The organism is Pseudomonas fluorescens, assembly GCF_018614655.1.
In the GTDB taxonomy this organism is placed as follows: domain Bacteria; phylum Pseudomonadota; class Gammaproteobacteria; order Pseudomonadales; family Pseudomonadaceae; genus Aquipseudomonas; species Aquipseudomonas fluorescens_BX.
The window spans coordinates 63,147-88,031 of record NZ_JAGGOG010000002.1 but is presented as its reverse complement, the minus strand read 5'-3'; the positions used below and the strand labels follow the sequence as shown (position 1 = coordinate 88,031).

Sequence of the window (24,885 nt, the reverse complement as noted above, 5' to 3'; positions counted from 1 at the left end):
GCGTTCTGACGTCGAATGGCGCGCCATCGCCCCGCAGTTTAGAGGAAGAGTCCGGGACCCGGGCGACTTCCTTCGGGGAATCTGACGCCGACTTTGCCAATCTTGTTCCCGTCCATGACCGCGACGGTCCAGATGGTGTTGTTCCACTCCACCTGATCGCCCACCACGGGAGCCCCCCCGACTTTCTGGGTGATGAAGCGGCTCAATGGCATGTCTGGATCGATACCCTCGAGCTTGAGCCCGTACAGCGCCGAGACCGCGCCCAACTGGGCGTCGCCCTCCAGAACGAAGTCACCGAAGAAGCGCAGGTCGAGGCCCCGCTGAGGTGCCTGGCTGAACAGCTTGCCGAGGGCTGGCAGGTTGTGTTCGTGGCCGATTACACAGAGCAAATCGTCGACTTCCAGCACCGTACTACCCGACGGATGGAGCAGTTGTTGGCCGCGAAACAGCGCGGCGATGCGCGTGCCTTCGGGCATTTTCAGCTCGCGAAGGGCGGCGCCGATGCACCATTTCTCTGCGCCGAGGCGGTAGACGAACAGCTCCCACTCACTGGTGACATGGACTTCCAGGGCCGCCCGGGAAATCGGTGCAGGCTCCGGCGGTACCGTAACTTTCAGCAATTTGGCGACCCACGGCAGGCTGGTGCCCTGCACCAGCAACGACACCAGCACGATAAAGAACGCCAGGTTGAAGTACAGCTGGGCATGAGGCAGGCCGGCCATCAACGGGAACACCGCAAGAATGATCGGTACCGCGCCGCGCAGACCGACCCAGGCGATAAAGGCTTTTTCCCGGCCGTGGAAGGCCTTGAATGGCAGCAGGCCGACCGCCACCGACAGTGGCCGTGCGAACAGAATCATCCACAACGCCAGGCCCAGGGCCGGTAGCGCGATAGGCAGCAAATCGTGGGGTGTGACCAGCAGGCCCAGCACCAGGAACATGCCGATCTGTGCCAGCCAGGCCATGCCGTCGAGCATGTGCAGGATGCCGTGGCGGCTGCGCACGGGCCGGTTGCCGATCACCAGGCCGCACAGGTACACGGCGAGGAAGCCGCTGCCGTGCAAGGCGTTGGTCAGGGCAAAAACCACCAGGCCGCCGGCAATCACCAGGATGGGGTACAGGCCGTTGGCCAGATTGATACGGTTGACCATTTGCAGCATCAACCAGCCGCCGCCTAGGCCGATGAAGCCGCCGATGCCGAACTCGCGGATCAAGTGGCCCAACAGGCTCCAGTGCAGGCCGGTCTGGCCGCTGGCGAGCATGTCGATCAGGGTGACGGTGAGGAATACCGCCATTGGGTCGTTGCTGCCGGATTCGATTTCCAGGCTGGCGCTGACCCGTTCGTTCAGGCCCTTGCCGCCCAAGAGTGAGAACACCGCCGCGGCGTCCGTGGAGCCAACGATGGCGCCGATCAACAGGCCCTGGATAATGTTGAGGTCGAACAGCCAGGCCGCCGCCATGCCCGTGAGACCGGTGGTAATCAACACCCCCACGGTTGCCAGCGACAAGGCTGGCCACAGTGCCACGCGGAAACTCGCCACCCGTGTTCGCAAACCGCCATCGAGCAGGATAACGGCCAGTGCCAGGTTGCCTACGAGGTAGGCGGTCGGGTAGTTATCGAAGATGATGCCGCCGCCATCGACACCGGCGGCCATGCCCACGGCCAGGATGATCACCAGAATCGGGATGCCCAGGCGGGACGAAAGAGAACTCACCAGAATGCTCGCACCTACCAGCAACGCGCCGATCAAGAACAGGCTGTTGATGGTCGTCGCATTCAAAGGCAGTACTCCATGAGCAGGAAAGACGGGCGCAAACTGACCATGCAGTCTGCGTGCCAGCGATTCTAACCTGTTGAAATGCTGCGCTGTCAAAAAGCTTTTGCAGGCGGGCGCAGAGCCAAGGTGGGAGCGGGCTTGCTCGCGAATGCGGTGTGTCAGTCACCTTATGGGTTGGCAGATCCACCGCATTCGCGAGCAAGCCAGCTCCCACATTTTTAGACCTGCGGTGTTACATGGATCTCATTTCAGAGCCGGAACCGCCCCACCATCCCATTCAAATCCACGGCCAATCGCGACAGCTCATTACTGGCCACGCTGGTCTGGCTCGCCCCGGTCGCTGACTGTACCGACAGGTCGCGAATGTTCACCAAGTTGCGATCCACTTCCCGGGCCACTTGCGCCTGTTCTTCGGCCGCACTGGCGATCACCAGGTTGCGCTCGTTGATCTCGACAATCGCAGTGTTGATGGTGTCCAGCGACATCCCCGCGCCCTTGGCGATATTCAGCGTCGACTCCGCACGCTCGGTGCTGTTACGCATCGAATCCACCGCATGCTCGGTGCCGGCCTGGATACTGCCGATCATCCGCTCGATCTCGCTGGTGGACTGCTGCGTACGATGGGCCAGGGCTCGCACTTCATCGGCCACCACCGCAAAACCACGCCCGGCTTCGCCAGCCCGTGCAGCTTCAATCGCTGCGTTGAGTGCCAGCAAGTTGGTCTGGTCAGCCAGGCCGCGAATCACGTCCAGCACCTTGCCGATGTCCCGGGACTCTTCCGCCAGGTTGCCGATCAAGGTGGCGGTGGCCTGCACGTCGCTGCTCATGCGTTCGATCGCGCCGACGGTTTCCTGTACCAAGTCACGGCCATCACCGGCAGAGGCGGTGGCGTTTTTCGAGGCTTCGGAGGTGCTCACCGCATTGCGCGCGACTTCTTCGACGGCGCTGGTCATCTCGTTGACGGCGGTGGCGGCTTGTTCGATTTCGTTGTTTTGCCGGGTCAGGCCACGGGCACTTTCGTCGGTGACGGCGTTCAGTTCTTCAGCGGCCGAGGCCAACTGGGTGGCGGAGCCGGAAATACGCTGCAAGGTGTCCCGCAGCTTTTCCTGCATCTTTGCCATCGCCAGCAGCAGGCGACCGGCTTCGTCTTCACCCTCGACCTTGATCGGGCGAGTCAGGTTGCCTTCGGCAATGTCTTCAGCGGCGCTCAGGGCCTGGGCAATCGGTTGGGTGATGCTGCGGGTCAGCAACCAGGCGAACAGTACCGTCAGCGCGGTGGCGATCAGCAGCAGGATGACCACCAGGCTAAAGGCCGAATCGTATTGGTCGGCCGCTTGCTGGTTGGTTTGTGTGGCCATCTTATTATTGATGTCCAGCAAGCGATTCAGCACCGCATTGACCTGCTCGGAGTTGTTCAGCAGCTCGGTGTTGAGCAATGCGCGCAACTCTTCCACCTGATTGGTCCGGGACAGGCTCTTCATGCGCTCTTCGATCTGATGGTATTGACCCAACAGGCGCACATACTCGTCGTAGGCCGCACGCTCTTCGCTGGTTTCGATCAGTTTTTCGTAGACGCCCTGGGCGGTGCGGATCTGCTGATTGCGCACGTCGAAGGCTTCCAGGGTTTTTTGCTGTACGTCTGGCTCGCGATTGGTCAGCAAGCGGTAGGACAGAACACGCAGGCGCAAGGTCAATTGAGTGAACTCGTCCAGGGCGCGGATGCTGGGCACGCTGCTCAGGGTGATGTCTTCAGTGGCTGCGCGGATCTTGCTCATCTGGTTCAGGGCGAACACACCGAGAAACAACATCAGGGCGCCAATCAGCGCGAAGCCGAGGAATGCCCGTGGCGCGATATTCATATTACGAAGAGACATGCTGTCATCCTGGGAGAAGCGCGATCCGTGCGGCTTTGAGACGGGTTGTCCCATGACCTATCGGTCATGCGACTAAAGTCTTGAGGGGGTGCGCTCTTTTGTCGCAGTTGGCGTGAATCAGGACAGCGTCAGGAACCAGATGGCATAAAAGCAGTCACTAAGGCTCTAAAGTGCAGCCTGCCCTGTAAAATCAAGGCCGCGCGCCAGGATAACCCTGGCATCCGAGGTGAATTTTCTTTATCGTCACCGCCCTTTGAAAATGCCCGAGAAATCAAAATGTTAGAAGCATCCCTCAGCCAATTGGAACAACTGGTCAGCGACCTGGTACAGCAGAACCAAGACCTGCTGGGCACCAACGAATCCCTCAAGGCAGAACTGGCCCGCGCCAAGGATGAAAACGACAGCCTGCAACTGAACCTGATGGAGCAGGAAGAAAAGCAGGGCGCTACCGCAGCGCGTATTCAGGCGTTGGTTGAGCGTGTGAGCGCCGGTCCTGTCAGCGCATGAGTCAAGGCACCGAGGGGGTAAAGGTCGTTTCGATTCTCGGTGAGGATTACTCGATCAAGGCACCGGTGGGGGAAGACACTACCCTGATGAGCGCCGTGACCATGTTGAAGGCGTCCCTGGCCATCACCAAGAAAAAGTATCCGACGTTGATCGGTGACAAGCTGCTGGTACTGGCGGCGCTGAACCTGTGTGCCGAACAGATCGAAATGCAGCAGCGCCACCAGCAGGAACTCGACCGTTACCAAGAGCAAGTCAGCGCCACGGTCGAGGTGATTTCCAAGGCAATCGGTCAGCCCTGACTAGAACCACGCATCCTGCATGCCCAGGCACGTATCGTCCCGTGCCTCAAGAATCGCCAGTTCATGATGGCAGCCTGGTATTTCCCACGTGAGGAAATACCGGGCGGCTTGCAGCTTGCCTTTATAGAAGGCGACATCGCCAGCATTGCCCTTGGCCAGCCCTTCCTCGGCGCGAATCGCCTGTTCCAACCAGCGCCAGCCAATCACCGTGTGCCCAAACACTTTGAGGTACAGCGCTGAGTTCGCCAGGCTGCTGTTGACCTTGCCTTGGGCGAGATCGGTCAACAGGCCCAGGGTGACGCTTTGCAGGCGTGCGACCAATGCTTCCAGCGGTTCACGCAGTGCCGTGAGTGATGGATATTCCTGCGCTCGCGCACCGGTCTGGGCGATCAGCCGAATCAATTGCTTCAAGCCCGCGCCGCCGTTCTGCGCCAGTTTGCGGCCCAGCAAATCCAGCGACTGGATGCCGTGGGTACCTTCGTGGATCGGGTTCAGGCGGTTGTCGCGGTAATACTGCTCTACCGGGTATTCCCGGGTGTAGCCGTGGCCACCGAGAATCTGGATGGCCAGTTCGTTGGCCTTCAGGCAGAACTCCGATGGCCAGGACTTGACGATGGGGGTCAACAGGTCAAGCAGTTCATGAGCCTGTTTGCGTTCGGCCTCGGTCTCAAGCGTTGTGGTGTCGTCGAACAGGCGGGCCGCGTACAGGCCCAGGTCGAACGAGCCCTCCACATAAGCTTTCTGGGTCAGCAGCATGCGCTTGATATCGGCATGCTGGATGATTGATACCGGCGCGGTGTTCGGGTCCTTGCTGTCGGGCAGCCGCCCTTGGGGGCGTTCCCGGGCGTACTCCAGCGAGTAGAGGTAGCCGGCGTAACCAAGCATCACCGCGCCCATGCCGACACCGATCCGCGCCTCGTTCATCATCTGGAACATGCAGCTCAGGCCCTGGTGAGGTTTGCCTACCAGATAGCCGACACAGTCATCGTTATCGCCGAAATTCAACGCCGTGGAGGTCGTACCGCGCCAGCCCATCTTGTGGAACAACCCGGCCAGCAACACGTCGTTGCGCTTGCCCAGGCTGCCGTCGTCATTGACCAGGAACTTGGGCACGATAAACAGCGAAATGCCCTTCACCCCGGCAGGCGCATCCGGCAGCTTGGCCAGCACCATGTGCACGATATTTTCCGACAGCGGGTGATCGCCGCCTGAGATGAAGATCTTGTTGCCCTTGAGGCGATAGGTGCCGTCAGCCGCCGGCTCTGCGCGGGTACGAATATCCGACAGGGAAGAACCGGCATGGGGTTCGGTCAAGGCCATGGTGCCGAAGAAGCGGCCTTCGATCATTGGCTGCAGGAAGCGCTGTTTTTGTGCCTCAGTGCCGAAGCTTTCGATCAGGTTGGCGGCGCCCATGGTCAGAAACGGGTAGGACGTGGAGGCGGCGTTGGCCGACTGGAAGTGGGCGAAGCAGGCTTGGGACAGCAGGGTCGGCAACTGCATGCCACCGGCTTCGAAGCTGCGGGCGGCGTTGAGAAAGCCGGCTTCGAGGAAGGCATCGACGGCCGGTTTCACTTCCGGAATCAGAATCGCCTGACCGTTCTCGTAGCGCGGCTCGTTCTCGTCACCCTTGCGGTTGTGCGGGGCGAAGAACTTTTCGGCGATGCTGCGGGCGGTGCTGATGGCGGCGTCGAAGGTTTCGCGGTTGTGTTCGGCAAACCGCTCACGCTGGGTCAGGCCCTCGGCATCGAGGACTTCATACAGCTCGAAAGCCAGATTGCGGGAACTGAGCAGCGTCTCGGACATGGCGGCTTACCTGTGTGGGAATACGCCTGAGTCTAAGTGCGGGAATAGAGGCTGGATAGCAAGATTGATCTGGGTGATGGAAGGGCAAAACGAGGTAGTGTTGAGCGCAAGTTATTGTGGCGAGCGGGCTTGCCCGCGTTGGGCTGCGTAGCAGCCCCAGTAAAGTCACCGAGTTCTTTCAGATAAGTCTCGGTGACTGGTTTTGGGAGTGCTTCGCACTCCAACGCGGGCAAGCCCGCTCGCCACAACAGATGCCTCATGACACCGGTGTAGTGGGTTTAGCCGATGGTCATCAAGCTGGCGTTACCGCCCGCAGCAGCGGTGTTGACGCTCAATGCCCGCTCGATCACCAGGCGTTCCAGGGCAATCCCGGTTTCGCCTTGGGACAAGCCATGCACCCCGACAATCGCCCCGCCACGCTGGGCCACTTGCTGGCAGACAGCGCGCAGTTGATCGGAATCACCGTGATGCAGGACCGCGTCGAAGATCACCTCGTCCTTGGTCCAGTCGGCAACGCGCTTGATCTTCGCCTGAGCATCCTTCGGCAGGCGTGTGAACAGTGCCTTAGTCAATTCAGATTCCGGCCATACCGCTGAACTGCCCACGGCCAGTACCGCTGCCAGTTGGGCCAGCAGGTCGCCTTCTACGTCCGCCAGGCACAGCACGTGCTCGCGGGGCAGGATGGCGTAGCTGTTACGCTCGCCGGTCGGGCCAGCCAGCTGACGGGTGATACCGCTTTGGGACTGCGCGGCGAACTGCACGCACAGTGCGCTCAAGTCGCTGAGTTTGCTGCTGTCGGCCCAGGCTTGAAGGGCGGTCAGTGGCTTGCTCATGGCATCTCGCAGGCGTACATCCGGTGCGGTCAATGCGTCACCACGAACGAAGGATTGCTCGATCGCATCGGTAGGACGAGTCGACAGCAAGCGGTACAGGTACAGCGGGCCACCGGCTTTCGGGCCGGTCCCCGACAAGCCTTCGCCGCCGAATGGCTGTACGCCGACCACGGCCCCCACGATGTTACGGTTGACGTAGACGTTACCGGCATGGACGTTGTCGATCACCTTGGCGATGGTCTCGTCGATACGGGTGTGTACGCCCAGGGTCAGGCCGTAGCCGGAAGCATTGATCTGGCCGATGAGCTGGTCGATCTCTTTGCGCTTGTAGCGCACTACGTGCAGAACCGGGCCGAAGATCTCGCGTTGCAGTTCGTCGAAGCTTTCCAGTTCGATCAGGGTTGGCATCACGAAAGTGCCGCGCTTGACCTCTTCGCCATCAGCAATGGCGACCTGGTACACGTCGCGGCCTTTATCGCGCATGGCCTGGATGTGTTTCTCGATGCCAGCCTTGGCTTCGGCGTCGATCACCGGGCCGATGTCCACCGACAGGCGCTCAGGGTTGCCGAGACGGCATTGCGCCATGGCGCCTTTGAGCATTTCGATCACGCGATCTGCCGAATCTTCCTGCAAGCACAATACGCGCAGGGCCGAGCAACGCTGGCCAGCACTGTCGAAAGCTGAAGAAACGACGTCGATCACAACCTGTTCGGTCAGCGCCGAGGAGTCGACGATCATCGCGTTCTGGCCACCGGTTTCGGCGATCAGCGGAATTGGGCGACCTTGGGCATCTAGACGCCCCGCGACATTGCGTTGCAGCAAGCGGGCAACTTCGGTGGAACCGGTGAACATCACACCTTTGACGCGATCATCACCCACCAGGCGGGCGCCGACGCTTTCGCCCTGGCCCGGTAGCAGTTGCAGCACGCCTGCCGGAATGCCAGCTTCCAGCAGCAGGCGCACGGCCTGGGCGGCGACCAGTGGAGTCTGCTCGGCCGGCTTGGCCAGTACCGGGTTACCGGCCGCCAGCGCAGCGGCGACTTGACCACTGAAAATCGCCAGCGGGAAGTTCCACGGGCTGATGCACACCACCGGACCCAGTGGGCGGTGGGCGTCGTTGGTGAAATCGTTGCGAGCTTGCACCGCGTAGTAGCGCAGGAAGTCCACGGCCTCACGTACTTCAGCAATGGCGTTGGCGAAGGTCTTGCCGGCTTCACGGGCCAGCAGGCCCATCAGTGGCTGGATCTCGCCCTCCATCAAGTCGGCGGCACGTTCCAGGATCGCGGCGCGCTCGGCAGGCGGGGTGGCCTGCCAGATCGGTGCGGCGCTCAGGGCGCACTGGATGGCGTTATCGACGTCTTCAAGGGTGGCTTCCTGGACATGGCCGACCACGTCACGATTATCGGACGGGTTCAACACCGGCGCAGCGGCTTCATTGCTCGACGGGCAGCCGAGCATCGGCGCGGCTTTCCAGTTGTTGTGAGCGGTGGCCAGCAGGGCGCAGGACAGCGACGCCAGACGGTGTTCGTTGGCCAGGTCGATACCGGCAGAGTTGGCGCGCTCGCTGCCGTACAAATCGCGAGGCAGCGGGATACGCGGGTGTGGCAGGCCGAAGCCGCCTTCCAGCGTCGCCATCTGCTCGATGCTGGCCACTGGATCGGCCACCAGCTCCTGGATCGAGATGGATTGGTCGGCGATGCGGTTGACGAACGAGGTGTTGGCGCCGTTTTCCAGCAGGCGACGAACCAGATAAGCCAGCAGTGTTTCGTGGGTGCCCACCGGTGCATACACGCGGCACGGACGGTTCAGCTTGCCTTCGGAAACCTTGCCGACGACTTGTTCGTACAGCGGTTCACCCATGCCGTGCAGGCATTGGAACTCGTACTGGCCGGGGTAATAGTTCTGACCGGCAATGTGGTAGATCGCCGACAGGGTATGGGCGTTATGCGTGGCGAACTGCGGGTAGATAACTTCCGGCACTGCCAGCAGTTTGCGTGCGCAGGCAATGTAGGAAACGTCGGTGTACACCTTGCGGGTATAGACCGGATAGCCTTCCAGGCCTTCGACTTGAGCGCGTTTGATTTCGCTGTCCCAGTACGCGCCTTTCACCAGGCGGATCATCAGGCGATGACGGCTGCGACGAGCCAGGTCGATCACGTAGTCGATCACATACGGGCAGCGCTTCTGGTAGGCCTGGATCACAAACCCGATGCCGTTCCAGCCGGTCAGTTGCGGCTCGAAGCACAGGCGCTCCAGCAGATCCAGCGACAGTTCCAGGCGGTCGGCTTCTTCGGCGTCGATGTTCAGGCCGATGTCGTATTGCTTGGCCAGCAGCGTCAGGGACAGCAGGCGCGGGTACAGCTCATCCATTACGCGCTCGTACTGGGCGCGGCTGTAGCGCGGATGCAGGGCCGAGAGCTTGATGGAAATGCCCGGGCCTTCGTAAATGCCGCGACCGTGAGAGGCCTTGCCGATCGAGTGGATAGCTTGCTCGTACGAGGCCAGGTACTTCTGGGCATCGTGTTCGGTGAGGGCTGCTTCACCGAGCATGTCGTAGGAGTAGCGGAATCCCTTGGCTTCGAACTTGCTCGCATTGGCCAGGGCCTCGGCGATGGTTTCGCCGGTGACGAATTGCTCGCCCATCAGGCGCATGGCCATGTCGACGCCCTTGCGGATCATCGGCTCGCCGCTTTTGCCGATGATGCGGCTCAGGGACGAAGTCAGGCCGGCTTCGTTGTGGGTCGCGACCAGTTTGCCGGTCAGCAGCAAGCCCCAGGTGGCGGCGTTGACGAACAGCGACGGGCTGTTGCCCAAATGCGGCTGCCAGTTTCCGGTGCTGATCTTGTCGCGGATCAGTGCATCACGGGTGCCTTTATCCGGGATACGCAGCAGCGCTTCGGCCAGGCACATCAGTGCCACGCCTTCCTGGGACGACAGGGAAAACTCTTGCAGCAGGCCCTGAACGATACCGGCACGGCCGCCGGCGCTCTTCTGGTTGCGCAGTTTTTCGGCGATCGAGGCGGCCAGCTTGTTGGTGGCGTCGCACATCGGTGCCGGCAGGCGCGCCAGCTCGATCAGCATCGGCACCACTTCCGGCTCAGGGCGACGGTAAGCCGCGGTGATTGAGGCGCGCAGGACTGATTGCGGGAGGATGCTCTCGGCGAACTCCAGGAAGCACTGGTGGGCGTGGTCGCTCTGTACCTCGCCGGCATCTTCCGCGTCCTTGCTGCCCGAACCGTTGAGCTCGTTCAGGGTTGCACCACCCTCGAGTTTCTCCAGGTAATTGAAAATTGCCTGCTTGATCAGCCAGTGCGGCGTGCGATCAATGGAGGTCGCGGCGGCCTTGAGGCGTTCGCGGGTCGGGTCATCGAGTTTGACCCCAAGGGTGGTCGTAGCCATATTTTTATCCTCATGGGTGCCACGACTGCGTGGCATCAGCTGGCGGCAAGATTAGCTTCGCGGCTAAAGAGGTGCAACCGGGTGCAACCCTTTTTTTGCCGGAAAAGAACACAGCTCATCAGGAAAATTTTTCATCTCGACCGATTCGGCTTCGTGTTGACGCATTTACTTCTTAGTTTTGCTGTTTTTGCTCCGAAAAGGAGCAAAAACGGGTTGTTTTGCGAAAAACATACCTGGGTGCAACTTAAACTCGAGAAACTGGTTGCACCTTATTTGCTTTGTTGAATAGCATTCGCGGACCAAGGTGCAACCGCCTCCAAGATTCGGTTCATCGGCTGATGGCTTTCCTGGGGAAACGTCAGTCATAAATGCGCGGCACTCAGCTTCGTCTACAAGCTACTCTTTTGTGGGCGGACTGACAGACCGGTGCTACATAAAAACAAAGCCAGGGCGTAACTCAATGAGCGTAAGCAATCCCACCCTGATCACGTTTGTGATCTACATCGCGGCAATGGTGCTGATCGGCCTTATGGCCTATCGCTCCACCAATAACCTCTCTGATTACATTCTCGGCGGTCGCAGCCTCGGCAGCGTGGTGACCGCGCTCTCGGCCGGCGCCTCGGACATGAGCGGTTGGTTGTTGATGGGCCTGCCCGGCGCGATCTACATGTCTGGCCTTTCGGAAAGCTGGATCGCCATCGGCCTGATCGTCGGTGCTTACCTTAATTGGCTGTTCGTGGCCGGCCGCCTGCGGGTGCAGACCGAGCACAACGGCGACGCCCTGACCCTACCGGATTACTTCTCCAGCCGTTTTGAAGACAAAAGCGGCCTGCTGCGGATTATCTCGGCAGTGGTGATCCTGGTGTTCTTCACCATTTACTGTGCCTCCGGCATCGTGGCCGGTGCCCGACTGTTCGAAAGCACTTTTGGCATGCCCTACGAGACGGCGCTGTGGGCCGGTGCGGCGGCGACCATCGCTTATACCTTCATTGGTGGCTTCCTGGCAGTCAGCTGGACTGACACGGTGCAGGCCACGCTGATGATTTTCGCGTTGATTCTCACGCCGATCATCGTGTTGCTGGCCACCGGTGGTGTCGATACCACTTTCCTGGCCATCGAGGCGAAAGATCCAACCAACTTCGACATGCTGAAAAACACCACCTTTATTGGCGTCATTTCGCTGATGGGCTGGGGCCTGGGCTACTTTGGCCAGCCGCACATCCTCGCGCGTTTCATGGCGGCGGATTCGGTTAAGTCGATTGCCAAGGCTCGTCGCATTTCCATGACCTGGATGATCCTGTGCCTGGCGGGCACCGTGGCGGTGGGCTTCTTCGGTATTGCTTACTTCTCGGCGCATCCGGAAGTGGCGGGGCCGGTGACTGAGAACCCTGAGCGGGTGTTCATCGAACTGGCGAAGATCCTTTTCAACCCGTGGATTGCCGGCGTGTTGTTGTCGGCCATTCTGGCTGCCGTGATGAGTACCCTGAGCTGCCAGTTGCTGGTGTGCTCCAGTGCCCTGACCGAAGACTTCTACAAAGCGTTCCTGCGCAAAGGCGCCTCCCAGCTTGAGCTGGTGTGGGTCGGTCGTGCCATGGTGCTGGTAGTGGCCCTGATCGCCATCGCCATGGCTGCCAACCCGGAAAACCGCGTACTGGGTCTGGTGAGTTACGCCTGGGCCGGTTTCGGTGCCGCCTTCGGTCCTGTGGTACTGATCTCGGTCATGTGGAAAGGCATGACCCGTAACGGTGCGCTGGCCGGCATCCTGGTCGGCGCGATCACTGTGATCGTCTGGAAACACTTCAGCCTGTTGGGTCTGTACGAAATCATCCCGGGCTTTATCTTTGCCAGCCTGGCGATCTACTTCGTGAGCAAGCTGGGCGCCCCGACTGCTGGTATGGTCGAGCGCTTTGATGCGGCCGAGAAAGACTACAACCTCAACAAGTAATCAGCGGGGCCTTGATGGCCCGTTGAACTGAAAATGGCCCGCATCCTTTGGATGGCGGGCCATTTTTTTTGCGCGACGATTCAGTTGCGATCAACGTCCGATTGATTGAGAAAAATTGTCGTGGCGGGATTGATGATGGTTACGCTAACGCGGCGCTGGCATGGGTTCGACGCTGGGTGTTGGAGGATTAACGGCTCTATCGCGTAGGGATTTACTGATTTGCCTGCATCGCGTTCAGCTCGATAACGCGCTGGTGCAGAATCGGTCGCCCACCACTTGCAGAGAAACACCGGATGTTCGCTCCTGCCAATCAAAGCGCTTTCACCCTGACCCTCGAGGGTGTGCCCAGTGAGCTCAAGGTTCTTGAGTTCAGTGGCAACGAGGCCATCAGCCAGCCTTACCGTTTTGACCTGGAACTGGTCAGCGAGCAACCTGACCTGGATCTGGAAAGCTTGCTTCACCGCCAGGCATTCCTAGGGTTTGATGCTCAAGGTCATGGGGTTCATGGCCAGGTTTATCGGGTCGCCCAGGGCGATTCCGGTAGGCGTTTGACCCGTTATCAGATCAGCCTGGTGCCGCAGTTGGCGTATCTGCAACACAGCAGCCATCAGCGTATTTTCCAGCACAAGAGCATCCCGCAGATCATCGCCCAGGTGCTGGAGGGGCAGGGGATCCAGGGTGATGCCTTCGAGTTCCGACTGGGCAGCGAGTACCCCAAGCGTGAGTACTGCGTACAGTTCGATGAAACCGACTTGGCGTTTATCCAGCGGTTGAGTGCCGAGCTGGGTATTCACTACCACTTCCAACACAGCACAGACGGCCATCGGCTGGTGTTTGGCGATGACCAGGCGGTGTTCGTTCGGGCTGATCAACCCACCGAATATGCGCCCGGCTCCGGAATGGTCGCCGAGACGCCGGTGATCAAGCGTTTTACGGTGCGCCTGGAGACTCGTACTACCGGGGTGAGCCTGCGGGATTACGATTTCCGCAAACCAGCCCTGCAATTGGAAAGTGCAGTCCTTGGCGAGCAGTTGCCGTCCCTGGAAGGGCATGAATACCCCGGCCACTTCACGGATCGCCCTCACGGCAAGCACCTGGCACAACGCGCCTTGGAGCGCCATCGCAGCGACTACCGGCAGGCCCACGGCAGCAGTGATCAGCCGACGCTGGTCAGCGGCCAATTCCTCACGCTGGCAGGGCATCCACGCGAGGAGTGGAATAACTTGTGGCTGGTGACCCAGGTGATCCACGAAGGCAAGCAACCTCAGGTGCTGGAGGAGGCTGTTACCGAAACGGGCGATGAGGGTTTTCGCCAGGGTTATCGCAACCATTTCGTTGCGACACCCTGGGACGTAGTGTTTCGAGCGCCTTTACCAGCACCTCGTCCGCTGATTTGTGGGTATCAGAACGCAGTGGTTACCGGGCCCGTGGACAGTGAAATCCATTGCGACGAGTTCGGGCGAGTCAAGGTGCAGTTGGCCTGGGATCGCTTTGGGGAATACAACGAGCACTCCAGTTGCTGGTTGCGTGTTACCAGTGGTTGGGCCCACGAACACTATGGCGCGGCCATGATCCCGCGTGTCGGCATGGAGGTGTTGGTAGGTTTCGTCAACGGCGATGCCGACCTTCCCGTGGTGGTCGGCTGCCTGGCCAACGCGGTGACGCCGGTGCCTCTTGACCTGCCTGCAGACAAAACCCGCAGCATCTTGCGCAGCCAGAGCAGTCCCGGCGGTGGAGGCTATAACGAACTGCGCATTGAGGACCGCAAGGACGCCGAGGAAATCTACCTGCGGGCCCAGCGCGACTGGACCCAACACGTGCTGCACGATCAGCGCCTGCAAGTGGGCAACCTGCGTCGGGTGGAAGTGGGAGGCGAGGAGCAATACATCATCCATGGCAACCATTCTTTGCACGCGGGCCAGCAGGTCAGCTTCAGCGCCGGGCAGCAGGTGGTCGTGGAGGCCGGCGTCAGCGTGACCCTGCAGGCGGGTGGGCAGTGGATCAACATCTCTGGAGCGGGGATTTTTTGCAGCACGCCTATTCAGATTGGCGGTGCGCCCAAGGCGGGTTCGACTTCACTGTCTGCGGGACCGGAAACACGGCGGGTGCCGTTGAGCGTGGCGCAAATTTTCAGCCTCAAGCGCAGCGCTCCCTTCTGTGAAGAATGCGAGCGTTGCAAAGAGGGCGTGTGCAACAACGTGCAGCACCGTGGGTCGCTGTTGACCGGAGGTTCACGATGACTGGCCTGCGTGAGTGGCTTGAACGCGAGCCTTTGCAGCTCGACGAGCAGTTGTTCGCAGTGCTGGGCAGTACCAGCGATTGCGGGGCCATAGCGGCCTGGCGCCAGGCCGGTGGAGGAGCGCCCAGCCCCATCTGGGCCGGCAGCGAGTATGCGGGCTGGCAAGAGGTGATGCCTTATGTCGCCGTAGTGGCCGTCGATAGCGCCTTTCTCGATTGGGTGGATGAATGTGAGGCCTGCGACTGGGGATGGCTGGCGGTCTCGACCTGTCCTTTGCAAACAGTTGTCGAGCATTTGCGCGGCCTGACCAAAGTCCTCCTGCCCGAGGGGCAAGCGGTGTTTTTCCGTTTCTGGGATGGGGCCTATCTGCTGCCTGTCCTGCAGGCGCTCGGGGCTCGGGCGGGGGAAGTCATCCCTGTGTTTCGGCGCTACTGGATCAATGGCCAGTCTCATGAGGTGGCTGGAGCCGTGGTCGGGGTCGCGCGTAACAGCCCATGGTGGAAGGTGCCGGCACCGGTTCTCAAATGTCTGGAGGAGCGGTCGACGGTCACGCTTGTCGACAACCTGCTGCAATGGTTGGAGGAGCAACGCTCGGATCTGCACGCTGCCTTTGCACTTACGACCTTGAGGCACAAGGTCGCCTACTTTGCGCGCGGGCCCAATGAAGGCCATCAGGCGCTGGCGGCCTACCTGACCTCAGAGCTGGGCAAGCCTTCTGACCACGGCCCTGCACCTTTGCCTGTGTAAAAGGTAAACTTCGCCTCCTGCGCAGGAGCAATCATGAATTATCGTCACGCCTTTCACGCCGGCAACCATGCCGATGTCTTCAAACACCTGACCTTGACCCGTCTCATCGCCTTGATGTCGCGCAAGGAGCAGCCGTTTGCCTATCTCGACACTCACGCCGGGATTGGTCTATATGACCTCCAGGGTGACCAGGCGAACCGCACCGGTGAGTACCTGGAAGGCATCGCCCGGTTGTGGGGGCAAACCGACCTGCCGCCGCTGACGGCTGATTACATGCGCGTGCTGCACGAGATGAATCCGGATGGCCAATTGCGTTACTACCCGGGCTCGCCTGAGTGGGCACGACGTCTGACCCGTCCCCAGGACCGTGTGTTGCTGAACGAGAAGCACCCGGAAGACGGTGTGCTGCTCAAGGACAACATGAAGGGCGACCGTCGGGTAAAAGTGCATCTGGGCGAAGGTTGGCACGTGCCAAGGGCGTTGCTGCCGGTGCCGGAAAAGCGCGCGTTGATGCTGATTGATCCGCCGTTCGAAAAACTCGACGAGATGCAGCGCTGCGCCGCGTCCCTCAAGGAAGCCATCAGTCGTATGCGCCAGACGGTGGCTGCAATCTGGTACCCGGTCAAGGACCAGCGCATGCTGCGCCGCTTCTACCAGGACCTGGCCGGCACCGGTGCGCCGAAGTTGTTGCGGGTGGAATTACTGGTGCATCCGTTGGATACGCCCAACAGCCTGAATGGCTCGGGCCTGGCGATTGCCAATCCGCCGTGGGGGCTTGAGGAGGAGTTGCGTGAACTGCTGCCGTGGTTGTCCAAGCAGCTTGGCCAGACCCAAGGTGGGTGGCAGATGGATTGGTTGATCGCTGAGTAGTGTGAGGTTGTAGCCGCTGCAGAGCGTACGAGGCTGCGATGCGTGTCCGCAGGACCGCCCTCGGGGGATGCTGCGCAGCCCATCACTGCCTCGTACCTCGGCAACGGCTACAGGTCAGATCGGGCAGGTCACGCCTGTCCCGCCAATCCCGCAATACCCCTGCGGATTCTTCGCCAGGTATTGCTGGTGATACGCCTCGGCGAAGTAAACCGTCGGGGCCTCTTCGATTTCCGTGGTGATGCTGCCCAGGCCGGCCTTGGTCAGTTCTTCCTGATAGGCTTGTGCACTGGCTTGCGCCGCCGCCAACTGCTCTGGCGTTGTGGCATAGATCACTGAACGATACTGGCTGCCAATGTCATTGCCCTGGCGCATGCCCTGAGTCGGGTTGTGCAGTTCCCAGAACATTTTCAGCAGGTCTTCGTACTTGATCCTGGCCTGGTCGTAGACAACCAGCACCACTTCGCTGTGGCCGGTGAGGCCCGAGCAGACTTCTTCATAAGTCGGGTTCGGTGTGTAGCCGCCGGCATAACCCACCACCGTGCTGACTACGCCATCGCGCTGCCAGAATTTGCGCTCCGCGCCCCAGAAACAACCCAGGCCAAAGATTGCGAACCCTACGTCGTCGAGGAAAGGGCCCAGCAGCGGGTTGCCATTGACGAAGTGTGTTTCCGGCAAGGTCATCGGAGTTTCACGGCCAGGCAAAGCTTGTTCTGCAGTAGGAAGCACGTTTTTGTTCACCAGAATTTCCGAGCGCAAGACCATGATCAGTCCTCTCAGTCAGATTAGTTATCGGTAAGAATTCAGACAGCCAGTGTGCCCGAGTGTTACAGCGATGTCAGGCGATTGGCCCGCGCGGGTAGCGTTTAAGCTTCTCAAGCAGTTCGGAGCCCGGAATGGGGCGGTCGAACAGGTAGCCCTGGCCGACGTCACAGCGATGCCGGCGTAAAAACGCCAGTTGCTCGGCGGTCTCGATGCCCTCGGCGACCACTTTGAGCTTGAGGTTGTGGGCCATGGCGATCACCGCCGAGGTGATTTCCATGTCGTCCTGGTTGTCCGGGATCTCGTGGATAAAGCTGCGATCGATCTTGATGATGTCGATGGGGAATTTTTTCAAGTAGCTGAGCGATGAGTAACCGGTGCCGAAGTCGTCCATGGCCAGGGTCAGGCCGAAACTCTTCAGTTGATCCAGTTGCAGGCGCGTGTCTTCGGTCGCTTCCAGCAGCAGGCCTTCGGTCAGCTCCAGCTCCAGCAGGTTGGCCGGCAGTTGTTCTTCCTTGAGGATCGCGGCAATCGAAGCTACCAAGTCCGGGTCGGAGAACTGCTTGGGCGACAGGTTGATCGCCACTTGCAGGTTGCCCATGCCGGCGGCGCTCAGCTGTTTGCTCATGCGGCACGCCTGCCGGGCGATCCACTTGCCGATGGGGATGATCAGCCCGGTTTCTTCGGCCACGCTGATGAACTGGTCCGGACGGATCATGCCTTTTTCCGGGTGATTCCAGCGCAACAGCGCCTCCATACCCAGTAATCGGCCACTGCGCAGGCACAGCTTGGGCTGGTAGAACACATCCAGTTCGTTCTGGGTCAGGGCGCGGCGCAGGTTATTTTCAACGAACAGTTTATAGCTGGCCTCGGCGTTCAGCGTTTCGGTGAACACCTGGACCTGATGTTTGCCGTTGGCCTTGGCCTTGTGCAGCGCCAGACCTGCGTTGCGCATCAGGGTTTGCGGGTCGCGGCCGTGCAGTGGCGCGCAGGCCAAGCCTACGGAGCCGGTAACACTGATCAGTTGGTTATCGACGAACATCGGCTTGTCGAGGGTCATCAGCAACTGGCTGGCGACTTGTTGGCCGGTCTCCAGGTCGGTGTCGTCCAGCAATACCGCGAACTCGTTACTGGCAAAGCGCGCCAGGCTGCCACTGCTGCTCAGGCTGTTACGCAAGCGTCGGGCCAGGCTGATCAGCAGCTTGTCGCCAGTCTGGTGGCCGAGGCTGTCGTTGATCCGCTTGAAGTTGTCGATGTCCACCAGCAGCAGGCTGATAGGGGTATCGCTGTCCCGGGCAAAACGCTCATCGAGGTTGCGGATGAACGCGGGACGGTTGCCCAGGTTGGTCAGGTTGTCGGTGTAGGCCAGGCGTTCGATGCGTTGCTGGGCCAGCTTGGTCTGGGTGATGTCTTCGTAGATACCGATGTAGTGGGTCAACTCGCGGTTGTCGCCATAGACCTTGGAGATCGACAACTGGCCCCAATAGGGCTCGAGGTTTTTGCGGCGGCTCTTGAATTCGCCCTGCCAGCTGTTGCTCTTGGCCAGGCTCGACGGGGCGTCGAACAGCAGCTCGCTGAGATTCTCCAGGGCCGGCAGTTCCGACAGTTTGTGACCGTGGACTTCTTCGGTGCTGTACTGGGTGATCGCGGTAAAGCTGGGGTTGACGTATTCCACCACGCCGTCGCAATTGACCAGCAGAAAGGCGTTGGCGCTTTGTTCCACCGCCCGTTGGAACAAGTGCAGGGCACTGGTTGCGGTACGGCGGTTGTGGTTGTTGATGACCTGGGCGAACTGGTCGGCCAGCTCGCCGGCAAAGGCGATTTCATCGGACTGCCAGGCGCGGGCATTGTCCCGTTGCTCCAGGCACAGCACGCCGACCACCTGGCCATCGACGCGGATGCTGGCGTCGAGCATGGCATGGACATTATTGGCCCGTAAACTTTCGGCCATTTCCCGGGTGCGAGGGTCGCGCAGGGCGTTGGTGGCGTCGATGGCACGGCTGGTGTGCAGGGCTTCCAGGTAATCCGGGAAGTTGCTGGCATCAATAGTCTCTGGCAAATAGTGTTGCTGCTCGGCGCGCTGGTAGGCGGAAATCGGTACCAGGCGCTGATCTTCCAGGTTCCAGATGCTGGCGCAGTCGATCTGATAGATGTCGCAGGCGCTGCGGGTGATCAGCTCGGCGGCTTCTTGCAGCGAATTGTTGGTGCTGTAGCGCTGACGGGTCAGCAGCAGGATCAGTTCCTGTTGTCCGCGTACACGTTCCAGATGCAGCAATTGTTCCTGTTGCGCACGCTGGTTGAGCTCCAGGGCGATTTGCAGGCGACTGTTCTGGTTTTCCAGATCGGCTGCGGGTGCTGCTGGGGCCGTTGCGCTGAACAGGCCGTCAACCACCATCAGGTAGCCGCGTAGCAGGTGACGGTTGTGTTGTTTGTAGGCTTCACCCAGCTCCAGCAGGCTCAGGGGGCCGTCATGGGTGTGCAAGGTGTAGCGCACCAGGTAATGGGGGCTGACGCTCAGTTGCTGCTGGATCGCATCATGCAACTGATAGCGGGCCTGGGGTTCCATCAGGCTGGCGTAGGGCGAGCCGATCAGGGCACACAGCTCTACCGCTGGCAGGCCGAACTGACGTTCGCAATTGGGATCGAGGTACAGCAGGGCCCAGCTTGCCTCATTAAGCCGTTCGAAACGCAGCATACCGAGGCGCGAAGGCACCGGTAATTGCGTCACTACCTCGGCCGCCGTTCGGGCGACATCGGGTTGGCTTTTCATGGGGAAACTCGCTTGGAAAAATACGCACGGTGCTGGGCTCGTGCCCTCTTTACTGTTGCTTGCGGCAAGGTTGCATCATGCGGCACGGGCTGACAAGTGAGGATGAAGGCTAAGTGCTATACGTGTGTTATCGGCCGAGCGGTGGGTTTCTGCAATCGGTCTGATGGGTGGCTGTAGCCGCTGCCGAGGCACGAGGCTGCGATGGGCTGCGTAGCGGCCCCCTCTGGCGGTCCTGCAGCCCGCATCGCAGCCTCGTACCTCGGCAGCGGCTACGGAGATTCGTGTGTTCAAAAAAACATAAAAAAAGCCCCGCCAAATTGGCGGGGTTGAGGTACGAGCGTGGCGCTCGGAAATCGATGCAACCAAGCCTCCCTGGTGAAAAGGAGGCCTGTTGGAGCCTTACAGCAAGATGGTGCGGATGTCGTTCAACAGGCTGCTCAGGCGCTGGGTGAAGCGTGCAGCAGCGGCGCCGTTGATCACACGGTGATCGTAGGACAACGACAGCGGCAGCATCAGCTTCGGCTGGAAGGCTTTACCGTCCCACACAGGCTGGATGGTGGCCTTGGAAACACCGAGGATCGCCACTTCCGGCGCGTTGACGATTGGCGTGAAGCCAGTGCCGCCAATGTGCCCGAGGCTGGAGATGGTGAAGCAGGCGCCCTGCATGTCGTCGGCCGTGAGCTTCTTGTCGCGGGCCTTGGCGGCCAGTGCGGCGGCTTCGGCAGCCAGCTGCAGCAGGCTCTTCTGATCAACGTTCTTGATCACAGGCACCAGCAGACCGTCCGGAGTATCGACTGCGAAGCCGATGTTCACGTACTTCTTGCGGATGATCGCCTTGCCGCTAGGCGCCAGCGAGCTGTTGAAGTCCGGCAGTTCCTTGAGCAGGTGCGCGCAGGCTTTGAGCAGCAGTGGCAGCACGGTCAGTTTCACGCCAGCCTTCTCGGCGACGGCTTTCTGCGCCACGCGGAAAGCTTCCAGGTCAGTAATGTCGGCCTGGTCGAACTGGGTCACGTGCGGGATGTTCAGCCAGCTGCGGTGCAGGCTCGACGCGCCGATTTGCATCAGGCGGGTCATCGGCACTTCTTCGGTTTCGCCGAAGCGGCTGAAGTCCACGACCGGGATCGGTGGAATACCGGCACCGCCGGTAGCGCCGGCAGCCGGAGCCTCTTTGGCTTTCTGCATCATGGATTTGACGTAGACCTGCACGTCTTCCTTGAGCACGCGACCGTGAGGACCGCTGGCAGTGACTGCGTTCAACTCGACGCCGAATTCGCGGGCCAGTTGCCGCACGGCAGGGCCGGCATGAACCTTGGCGCCGCTTGGCGCAGGTGCAGCGACCGGAGCCGGTGCAGCCTCGGCTTTTGCAGCAGGCGCAGGCGCGGCAGCCGGAGCCGCCTCAGCCTTGGCAGCTGGAGCGGCGGCTGGAGCTGCAGTAGCAGGAGCAGCACCCGCCACTTTCAGCTTGAGGATGAAGTCGCCAGTGCCGACTTCGTCTTCCAGCTTCACGGCAATGCTTTCCACCACGCCGGCAGCCGGCGATGGGATTTCCATGCTGGCCTTGTCGGATTCCAGGGTGATCAGCGACTGGTCGGCTTCGACGGTGTCGCCGACCTTGACCAGCAACTCGATGATCTTGGCCTTGCCCGACGAGCCGATATCCGGAACATGAATGTCCTGGACAGTGGCGGCAGCCGGTGCAGCAGCCGGTGCCGCAGGGGCTGGAGCGGCAGGCTTTTCAGCCGGAGCCGGTGCAGCCTCCGCAGCAGCTGGCGCAGGTGCCGCAGCAGCGGCGCCTTCGATTTCCAGCTCCAGCAGTTCGTCGCCTTCTTTCAGGCGATCGCCCAGCTTCACTTTCAGGCTTTTGACCACGCCGGCCTTGGGAGCAGGGATTTCCATGCTCGCCTTGTCCGACTCCAGGGTCAGGATGCTCTGGTCGGCTTCGACACGGTCGCCGACCTTCACAAACAGTTCAATTACTTCACCTTCACCGCTGCCGATGTCAGGTACGCGAATGAGTTCGCTCACAGAAAATCTCCTCAGCAGTCCAGTGGGTTGCGTTTTTCCGGGTTGATCCCGAACTTGACGATAGCCTCGGCCACCACCTTAGGTTCGATATCACCACGGTCAGCCAAGGCTTCCAGGGCTGCCAACACCACGAAGTGACGGTCGACTTCGAAGAAGTGACGCAGCTTCTTGCGGCTGTCACTGCGGCCGAAACCGTCGGTGCCCAGGACTTTGAACTCCTTGGACGGGACCCACTGGCGAATTTGTTCAGCAAACAGTTTCATGTAGTCGGTGGAGGCAATAACCGGACCCTTACGGCCAGTCAGGCACTCTTCGACGTAGCTCAGCGCAGGCTTCTGACCTGGGTGTAGACGGTTGCTGCGCTCTACGGCCAGGCCATCGCGACGCAGTTCGTTGAAGCTGGTAACGCTCCACACGTCGGCGCCGACGTTGAACTCTTCACGCAGGATCTTCGCCGCTTCACGCACTTCACGCAGGATGGTGCCGGAGCCCATCAGTTGCACGTGGTGCGCCGCTTCCTTGGTGTCTTCTTCGAGCAGGTACATGCCCTTGATGATGCCTTCTTCAACACCGGCCGGCATGGCGGGTTGCTGGTAGGACTCGTTCATCACGGTGATGTAGTAGAAAACGTCCTGCTGCTGTTCGGTCATCTTCTTCATGCCGTCCTGGATGATCACCGCCAGCTCGTAGCCGTAGGTTGGATCAAAGGTGCGGCAGTTCGGGATGGTGGCAGCCAGGATGTGGCTGTGACCGTCTTCGTGTTGCAGGCCTTCGCCGTTCAGCGTGGTCCGCCCGGCGGTACCGCCGATCAGGAAGCCACGGGTACGGCTGTCGCCGGCCGCCCAGGCCAGGTCGCCGATACGCTGGAAACCGAACATCGAGTAGAAGATGTAGAACGGCAGCATCGGCTGGTTGTGGCTGGAGTACGAAGTACCGGCAGCGATGAAGGAGCTCATGGCGCCTGCTTCGTTGATGCCTTCTTCGAGAATCTGGCCCTTCTTGTCTTCTTTGTAGAACATCACCTGGTCTTTATCGACTGGCTCATAGAGCTGGCCGACGGAGGAGTAGATGCCCAACTGGCGGAACATGCCTTCCATACCGAAGGTACGGGCTTCGTCCGGGATGATCGGTACGATACGCGAGCCGATTTCCTTGTCCTTGACCAACTGCGCGAGGATCCGCACGAAGGCCATGGTGGTGGAGATTTCACGGTCGCCCGAGCCGTCCAGGATAGCCTTGAGGGTATCGAGTGGCGGGGTCGGGATGTTGAAGCTCTTGGCGCGGCGCTGTGGCACGAAACCGCCCAGTGCAGTGCGGCGCTCGCTGAGGTAGCGGGCTTCGGCGCTGTTCGGCTCCGGCTTGAAGAACGGCAGGTTCTCCAGCTCTTCGTCCTTGACCGGGATGTCGAAGCGGTCACGGAACAACTTCAGGCTGTCGACGTCGACTTTCTTGGTGTTGTGCGCGGTGTTCTTCGCTTCGCCGGCACCGGTGCCATAACCCTTGATGGTCTTGGCCAGGATGACGGTAGGTTGTTCTTTGTGGTTGACCGCTTCGTGGTAGGCCGCATAGACCTTGTACGGGTCGTGACCACCACGGTTGAGCTTCCAGATCTCGTCGTCGGACAGGTCTGCAACCATTGCCTTGAGTTCAGGCGTGTTGAAGAAATGTTCACGTACGAATGCGCCGTCTTTGGCTTTGTAGTTCTGGTACTCGCCGTCGATGACTTCGTCCATGCGACGTTGCAGGATACCGTCGACGTCCTTGGCCAGCAGTGGGTCCCAGAAACGGCCCCAGATGACTTTGGTCACGTTCCACTGAGCACCGCGGAACACGCCTTCGAGTTCCTGGATGATCTTGCCGTTACCGCGAACCGGGCCGTCGAGGCGCTGCAGGTTGCAGTTGATGACGAAGATCAGGTTGTCCAGCTTCTCGCGGCCGGCCAGGGAGATGGCGCCCAGGGATTCCGGCTCGTCGCACTCGCCGTCGCCCAGGAAGCACCAGACTTTCTGCTTGCCTTCAGGGATGAAGCCGCGGGCTTCCAGGTACTTCATGAAGCGTGCCTGGTAGATCGCCTGGATCGGGCCCAAGCCCATGGATACAGTCGGGAACTGCCAGAAATCAGGCATCAGCCAAGGGTGCGGGTAAGACGAAAGGCCCTGACCGTCGACTTCCTGGCGGAAGTTGTTCATCTGGTCTTCGGAAATGCGGCCTTCCATGAACGCACGGGCGTAAACGCCTGGCGAGGTGTGGCCCTGGAAGTAGATCAGGTCGCCGCCGTGTTCTTCGGTCGGGGCCTGGAAGAAGTAGTTGAAGCCAATGTCATACAGGGTCGCGCTGGAAGCGAAGCTGGAGATGTGACCGCCCAGGTCAGAATCTTTCAAGTTCGTGCGCATAACCATCGCCATCGCGTTCCAGCGTACCAGCGAGCGAATGCGGCGTTCCATGAACAGGTCGCCAGGCATGCGTGCTTCGTGGGTAACTGGGATGGTGTTGCGGTACGGCGTGGTGATGGCGTAGGGCAGTTGCGAGCCGCTGCGGGTCGCGAGTTCGCCCATACGGGTCATCAGGTAGTGAGCACGGTCTTCGCCTTCTTTGTCGAGAACCGATTCCAGGGCGTCCAGCCATTCCTGGGTTTCGACGGGATCGAGGTCTTGCATGGCTTGCTCCAGGGCGGAAAGGCTACCAGAATCGGTTGCCTGAGTTTGCGACTGGCCTTGTGGGCAGACGACATAAATTCTTGGATGACCGGAGGTTGCTCCGGCGTCCTGTAGTTTTACTACAAATCGTCGGCCATTTCAGCCTTTCGAATGTATATACGAGTAGTAAAACTACACAAGATCGAGTTGATGACTCGGTCTGGCTGGTGAGCATAATCGTTATTGTTGATCTTTTGCGAACAAGAAAAGGTAGAGAGTTAATGTTGCCTGCCAAAAAATATACATTTTCAGCTATTTCTAACTTTTGTTCGACAGTCCTTCACCGAGCGTGGTTCTTGCGTTCACAGCCACAGACCATTTACGCGCCGATCAAGGATAGA

At 60.3% G+C, this 24,885-nt stretch carries 13 protein-coding genes and 2 pseudogenes; 6 read left to right on the top strand and 9 right to left on the bottom strand.

Going from position 1 to position 24,885, the window contains the following annotated elements; genetic code table 11:
* Window positions 1-38 precede the first annotated feature (38 nt).
* The 3 genes and pseudogenes from J7E41_RS01205 to J7E41_RS28490 form a co-directional block, all read right to left on the bottom strand.
* Entirely contained in the window at window positions 39-1,781 is a 1,743-nt protein-coding gene (locus tag J7E41_RS01205) for a potassium/proton antiporter (protein ID WP_214989601.1), read from the bottom strand.
* A 245-nt stretch (window positions 1,782-2,026) separates the two neighbouring features.
* Window positions 2,027-2,626, bottom strand: a pseudogene (locus tag J7E41_RS28495) (methyl-accepting chemotaxis protein); the annotation flags it as partial.
* A 303-nt stretch (window positions 2,627-2,929) separates the two neighbouring features.
* Window positions 2,930-3,586, bottom strand: a pseudogene (locus J7E41_RS28490) (MCP four helix bundle domain-containing protein); the annotation flags it as partial.
* Between the two features lie 342 nt (window positions 3,587-3,928).
* On the opposite strand from J7E41_RS28490, the gene J7E41_RS01195 reads away from it, so the two are divergent.
* Together J7E41_RS01195 and J7E41_RS01190 are read left to right on the top strand one after the other, a co-directional pair.
* Window positions 3,929-4,159 (top strand): hypothetical protein, encoded by a 231-nt coding sequence (locus tag J7E41_RS01195; RefSeq protein WP_003209413.1) that lies wholly within the window; start codon window positions 3,929-3,931, stop codon window positions 4,157-4,159.
* Entirely contained in the window at window positions 4,156-4,458 is a 303-nt protein-coding gene (locus tag J7E41_RS01190; protein WP_155582855.1) for a cell division protein ZapA, read from the top strand. Before J7E41_RS01195 ends, J7E41_RS01190 begins: the two co-directional genes overlap by 4 nt.
* Here J7E41_RS01190 and J7E41_RS01185 read toward each other — a convergent pair whose 3' ends face one another.
* Both J7E41_RS01185 and putA read right to left on the bottom strand, forming a co-directional pair.
* A complete protein-coding gene (locus J7E41_RS01185) occupies window positions 4,459-6,261 on the bottom strand; it encodes an acyl-CoA dehydrogenase (RefSeq protein ID WP_214989599.1) in 1,803 nt (600 codons plus the stop codon).
* Between the two features lie 278 nt (window positions 6,262-6,539).
* Complete coding sequence (gene putA, locus J7E41_RS01180; RefSeq protein WP_214989598.1) at window positions 6,540-10,493, bottom strand: trifunctional transcriptional regulator/proline dehydrogenase/L-glutamate gamma-semialdehyde dehydrogenase; 3,954 nt, start codon at window positions 10,491-10,493, stop codon at window positions 6,540-6,542.
* A gap of 460 nt (window positions 10,494-10,953) precedes the next feature.
* Here putA and putP point away from each other — a divergent pair, with 460 nt between their 5' ends.
* The 4 genes from putP to J7E41_RS01160 all read left to right on the top strand — a co-directional run bounded on the left by putP (window position 10,954) and on the right by J7E41_RS01160 (window position 16,294).
* Window positions 10,954-12,438, top strand: a complete 1,485-nt coding sequence (gene putP / locus J7E41_RS01175) for a sodium/proline symporter PutP (RefSeq protein ID WP_214989597.1) — start codon at window positions 10,954-10,956, stop codon at window positions 12,436-12,438.
* Between the two features lie 293 nt (window positions 12,439-12,731).
* On the top strand, window positions 12,732-14,678 hold the full coding sequence (locus tag J7E41_RS01170; RefSeq protein WP_214989596.1) for a type VI secretion system tip protein VgrG: 1,947 nt from the start codon (window positions 12,732-12,734) through the stop codon (window positions 14,676-14,678).
* Window positions 14,675-15,424 (top strand): DUF4123 domain-containing protein, encoded by a 750-nt coding sequence (locus tag J7E41_RS01165; protein WP_214989595.1) that lies wholly within the window; start codon window positions 14,675-14,677, stop codon window positions 15,422-15,424. The genes J7E41_RS01170 and J7E41_RS01165 overlap by 4 nt, the downstream gene beginning before the upstream one ends.
* A gap of 33 nt (window positions 15,425-15,457) precedes the next feature.
* On the top strand, window positions 15,458-16,294 hold the full coding sequence (locus J7E41_RS01160; RefSeq protein ID WP_155582848.1) for a 23S rRNA (adenine(2030)-N(6))-methyltransferase RlmJ: 837 nt from the start codon (window positions 15,458-15,460) through the stop codon (window positions 16,292-16,294).
* A gap of 114 nt (window positions 16,295-16,408) precedes the next feature.
* Here the strand turns inward: J7E41_RS01160 and msrA are convergent, their stop codons facing one another.
* The 4 genes from msrA to aceE all read right to left on the bottom strand — a co-directional run bounded on the left by msrA (window position 16,409) and on the right by aceE (window position 24,505).
* Window positions 16,409-17,056: a peptide-methionine (S)-S-oxide reductase MsrA gene (gene msrA / locus J7E41_RS01155; protein WP_214989594.1), complete on the bottom strand. Its 648-nt coding sequence runs from the start codon at window positions 17,054-17,056 to the stop codon at window positions 16,409-16,411.
* Window positions 17,057-17,129: 73 nt separating this feature from the next.
* Window positions 17,130-19,823, bottom strand: a complete 2,694-nt coding sequence (locus J7E41_RS01150) for a putative bifunctional diguanylate cyclase/phosphodiesterase (RefSeq protein ID WP_214989593.1) — start codon at window positions 19,821-19,823, stop codon at window positions 17,130-17,132.
* A 399-nt stretch (window positions 19,824-20,222) separates the two neighbouring features.
* The gene (gene aceF, locus J7E41_RS01145) at window positions 20,223-21,848 is read right to left on the bottom strand and encodes a dihydrolipoyllysine-residue acetyltransferase (RefSeq protein WP_214989592.1); all 1,626 of its coding nucleotides are present in this window, start codon (window positions 21,846-21,848) and stop codon (window positions 20,223-20,225) included.
* Window positions 21,849-21,859: 11 nt separating this feature from the next.
* Window positions 21,860-24,505: a pyruvate dehydrogenase (acetyl-transferring), homodimeric type gene (gene aceE, locus J7E41_RS01140; RefSeq protein WP_214989591.1), complete on the bottom strand. Its 2,646-nt coding sequence runs from the start codon at window positions 24,503-24,505 to the stop codon at window positions 21,860-21,862.
* Between the last annotated feature and the right edge of the window lie 380 nt (window positions 24,506-24,885).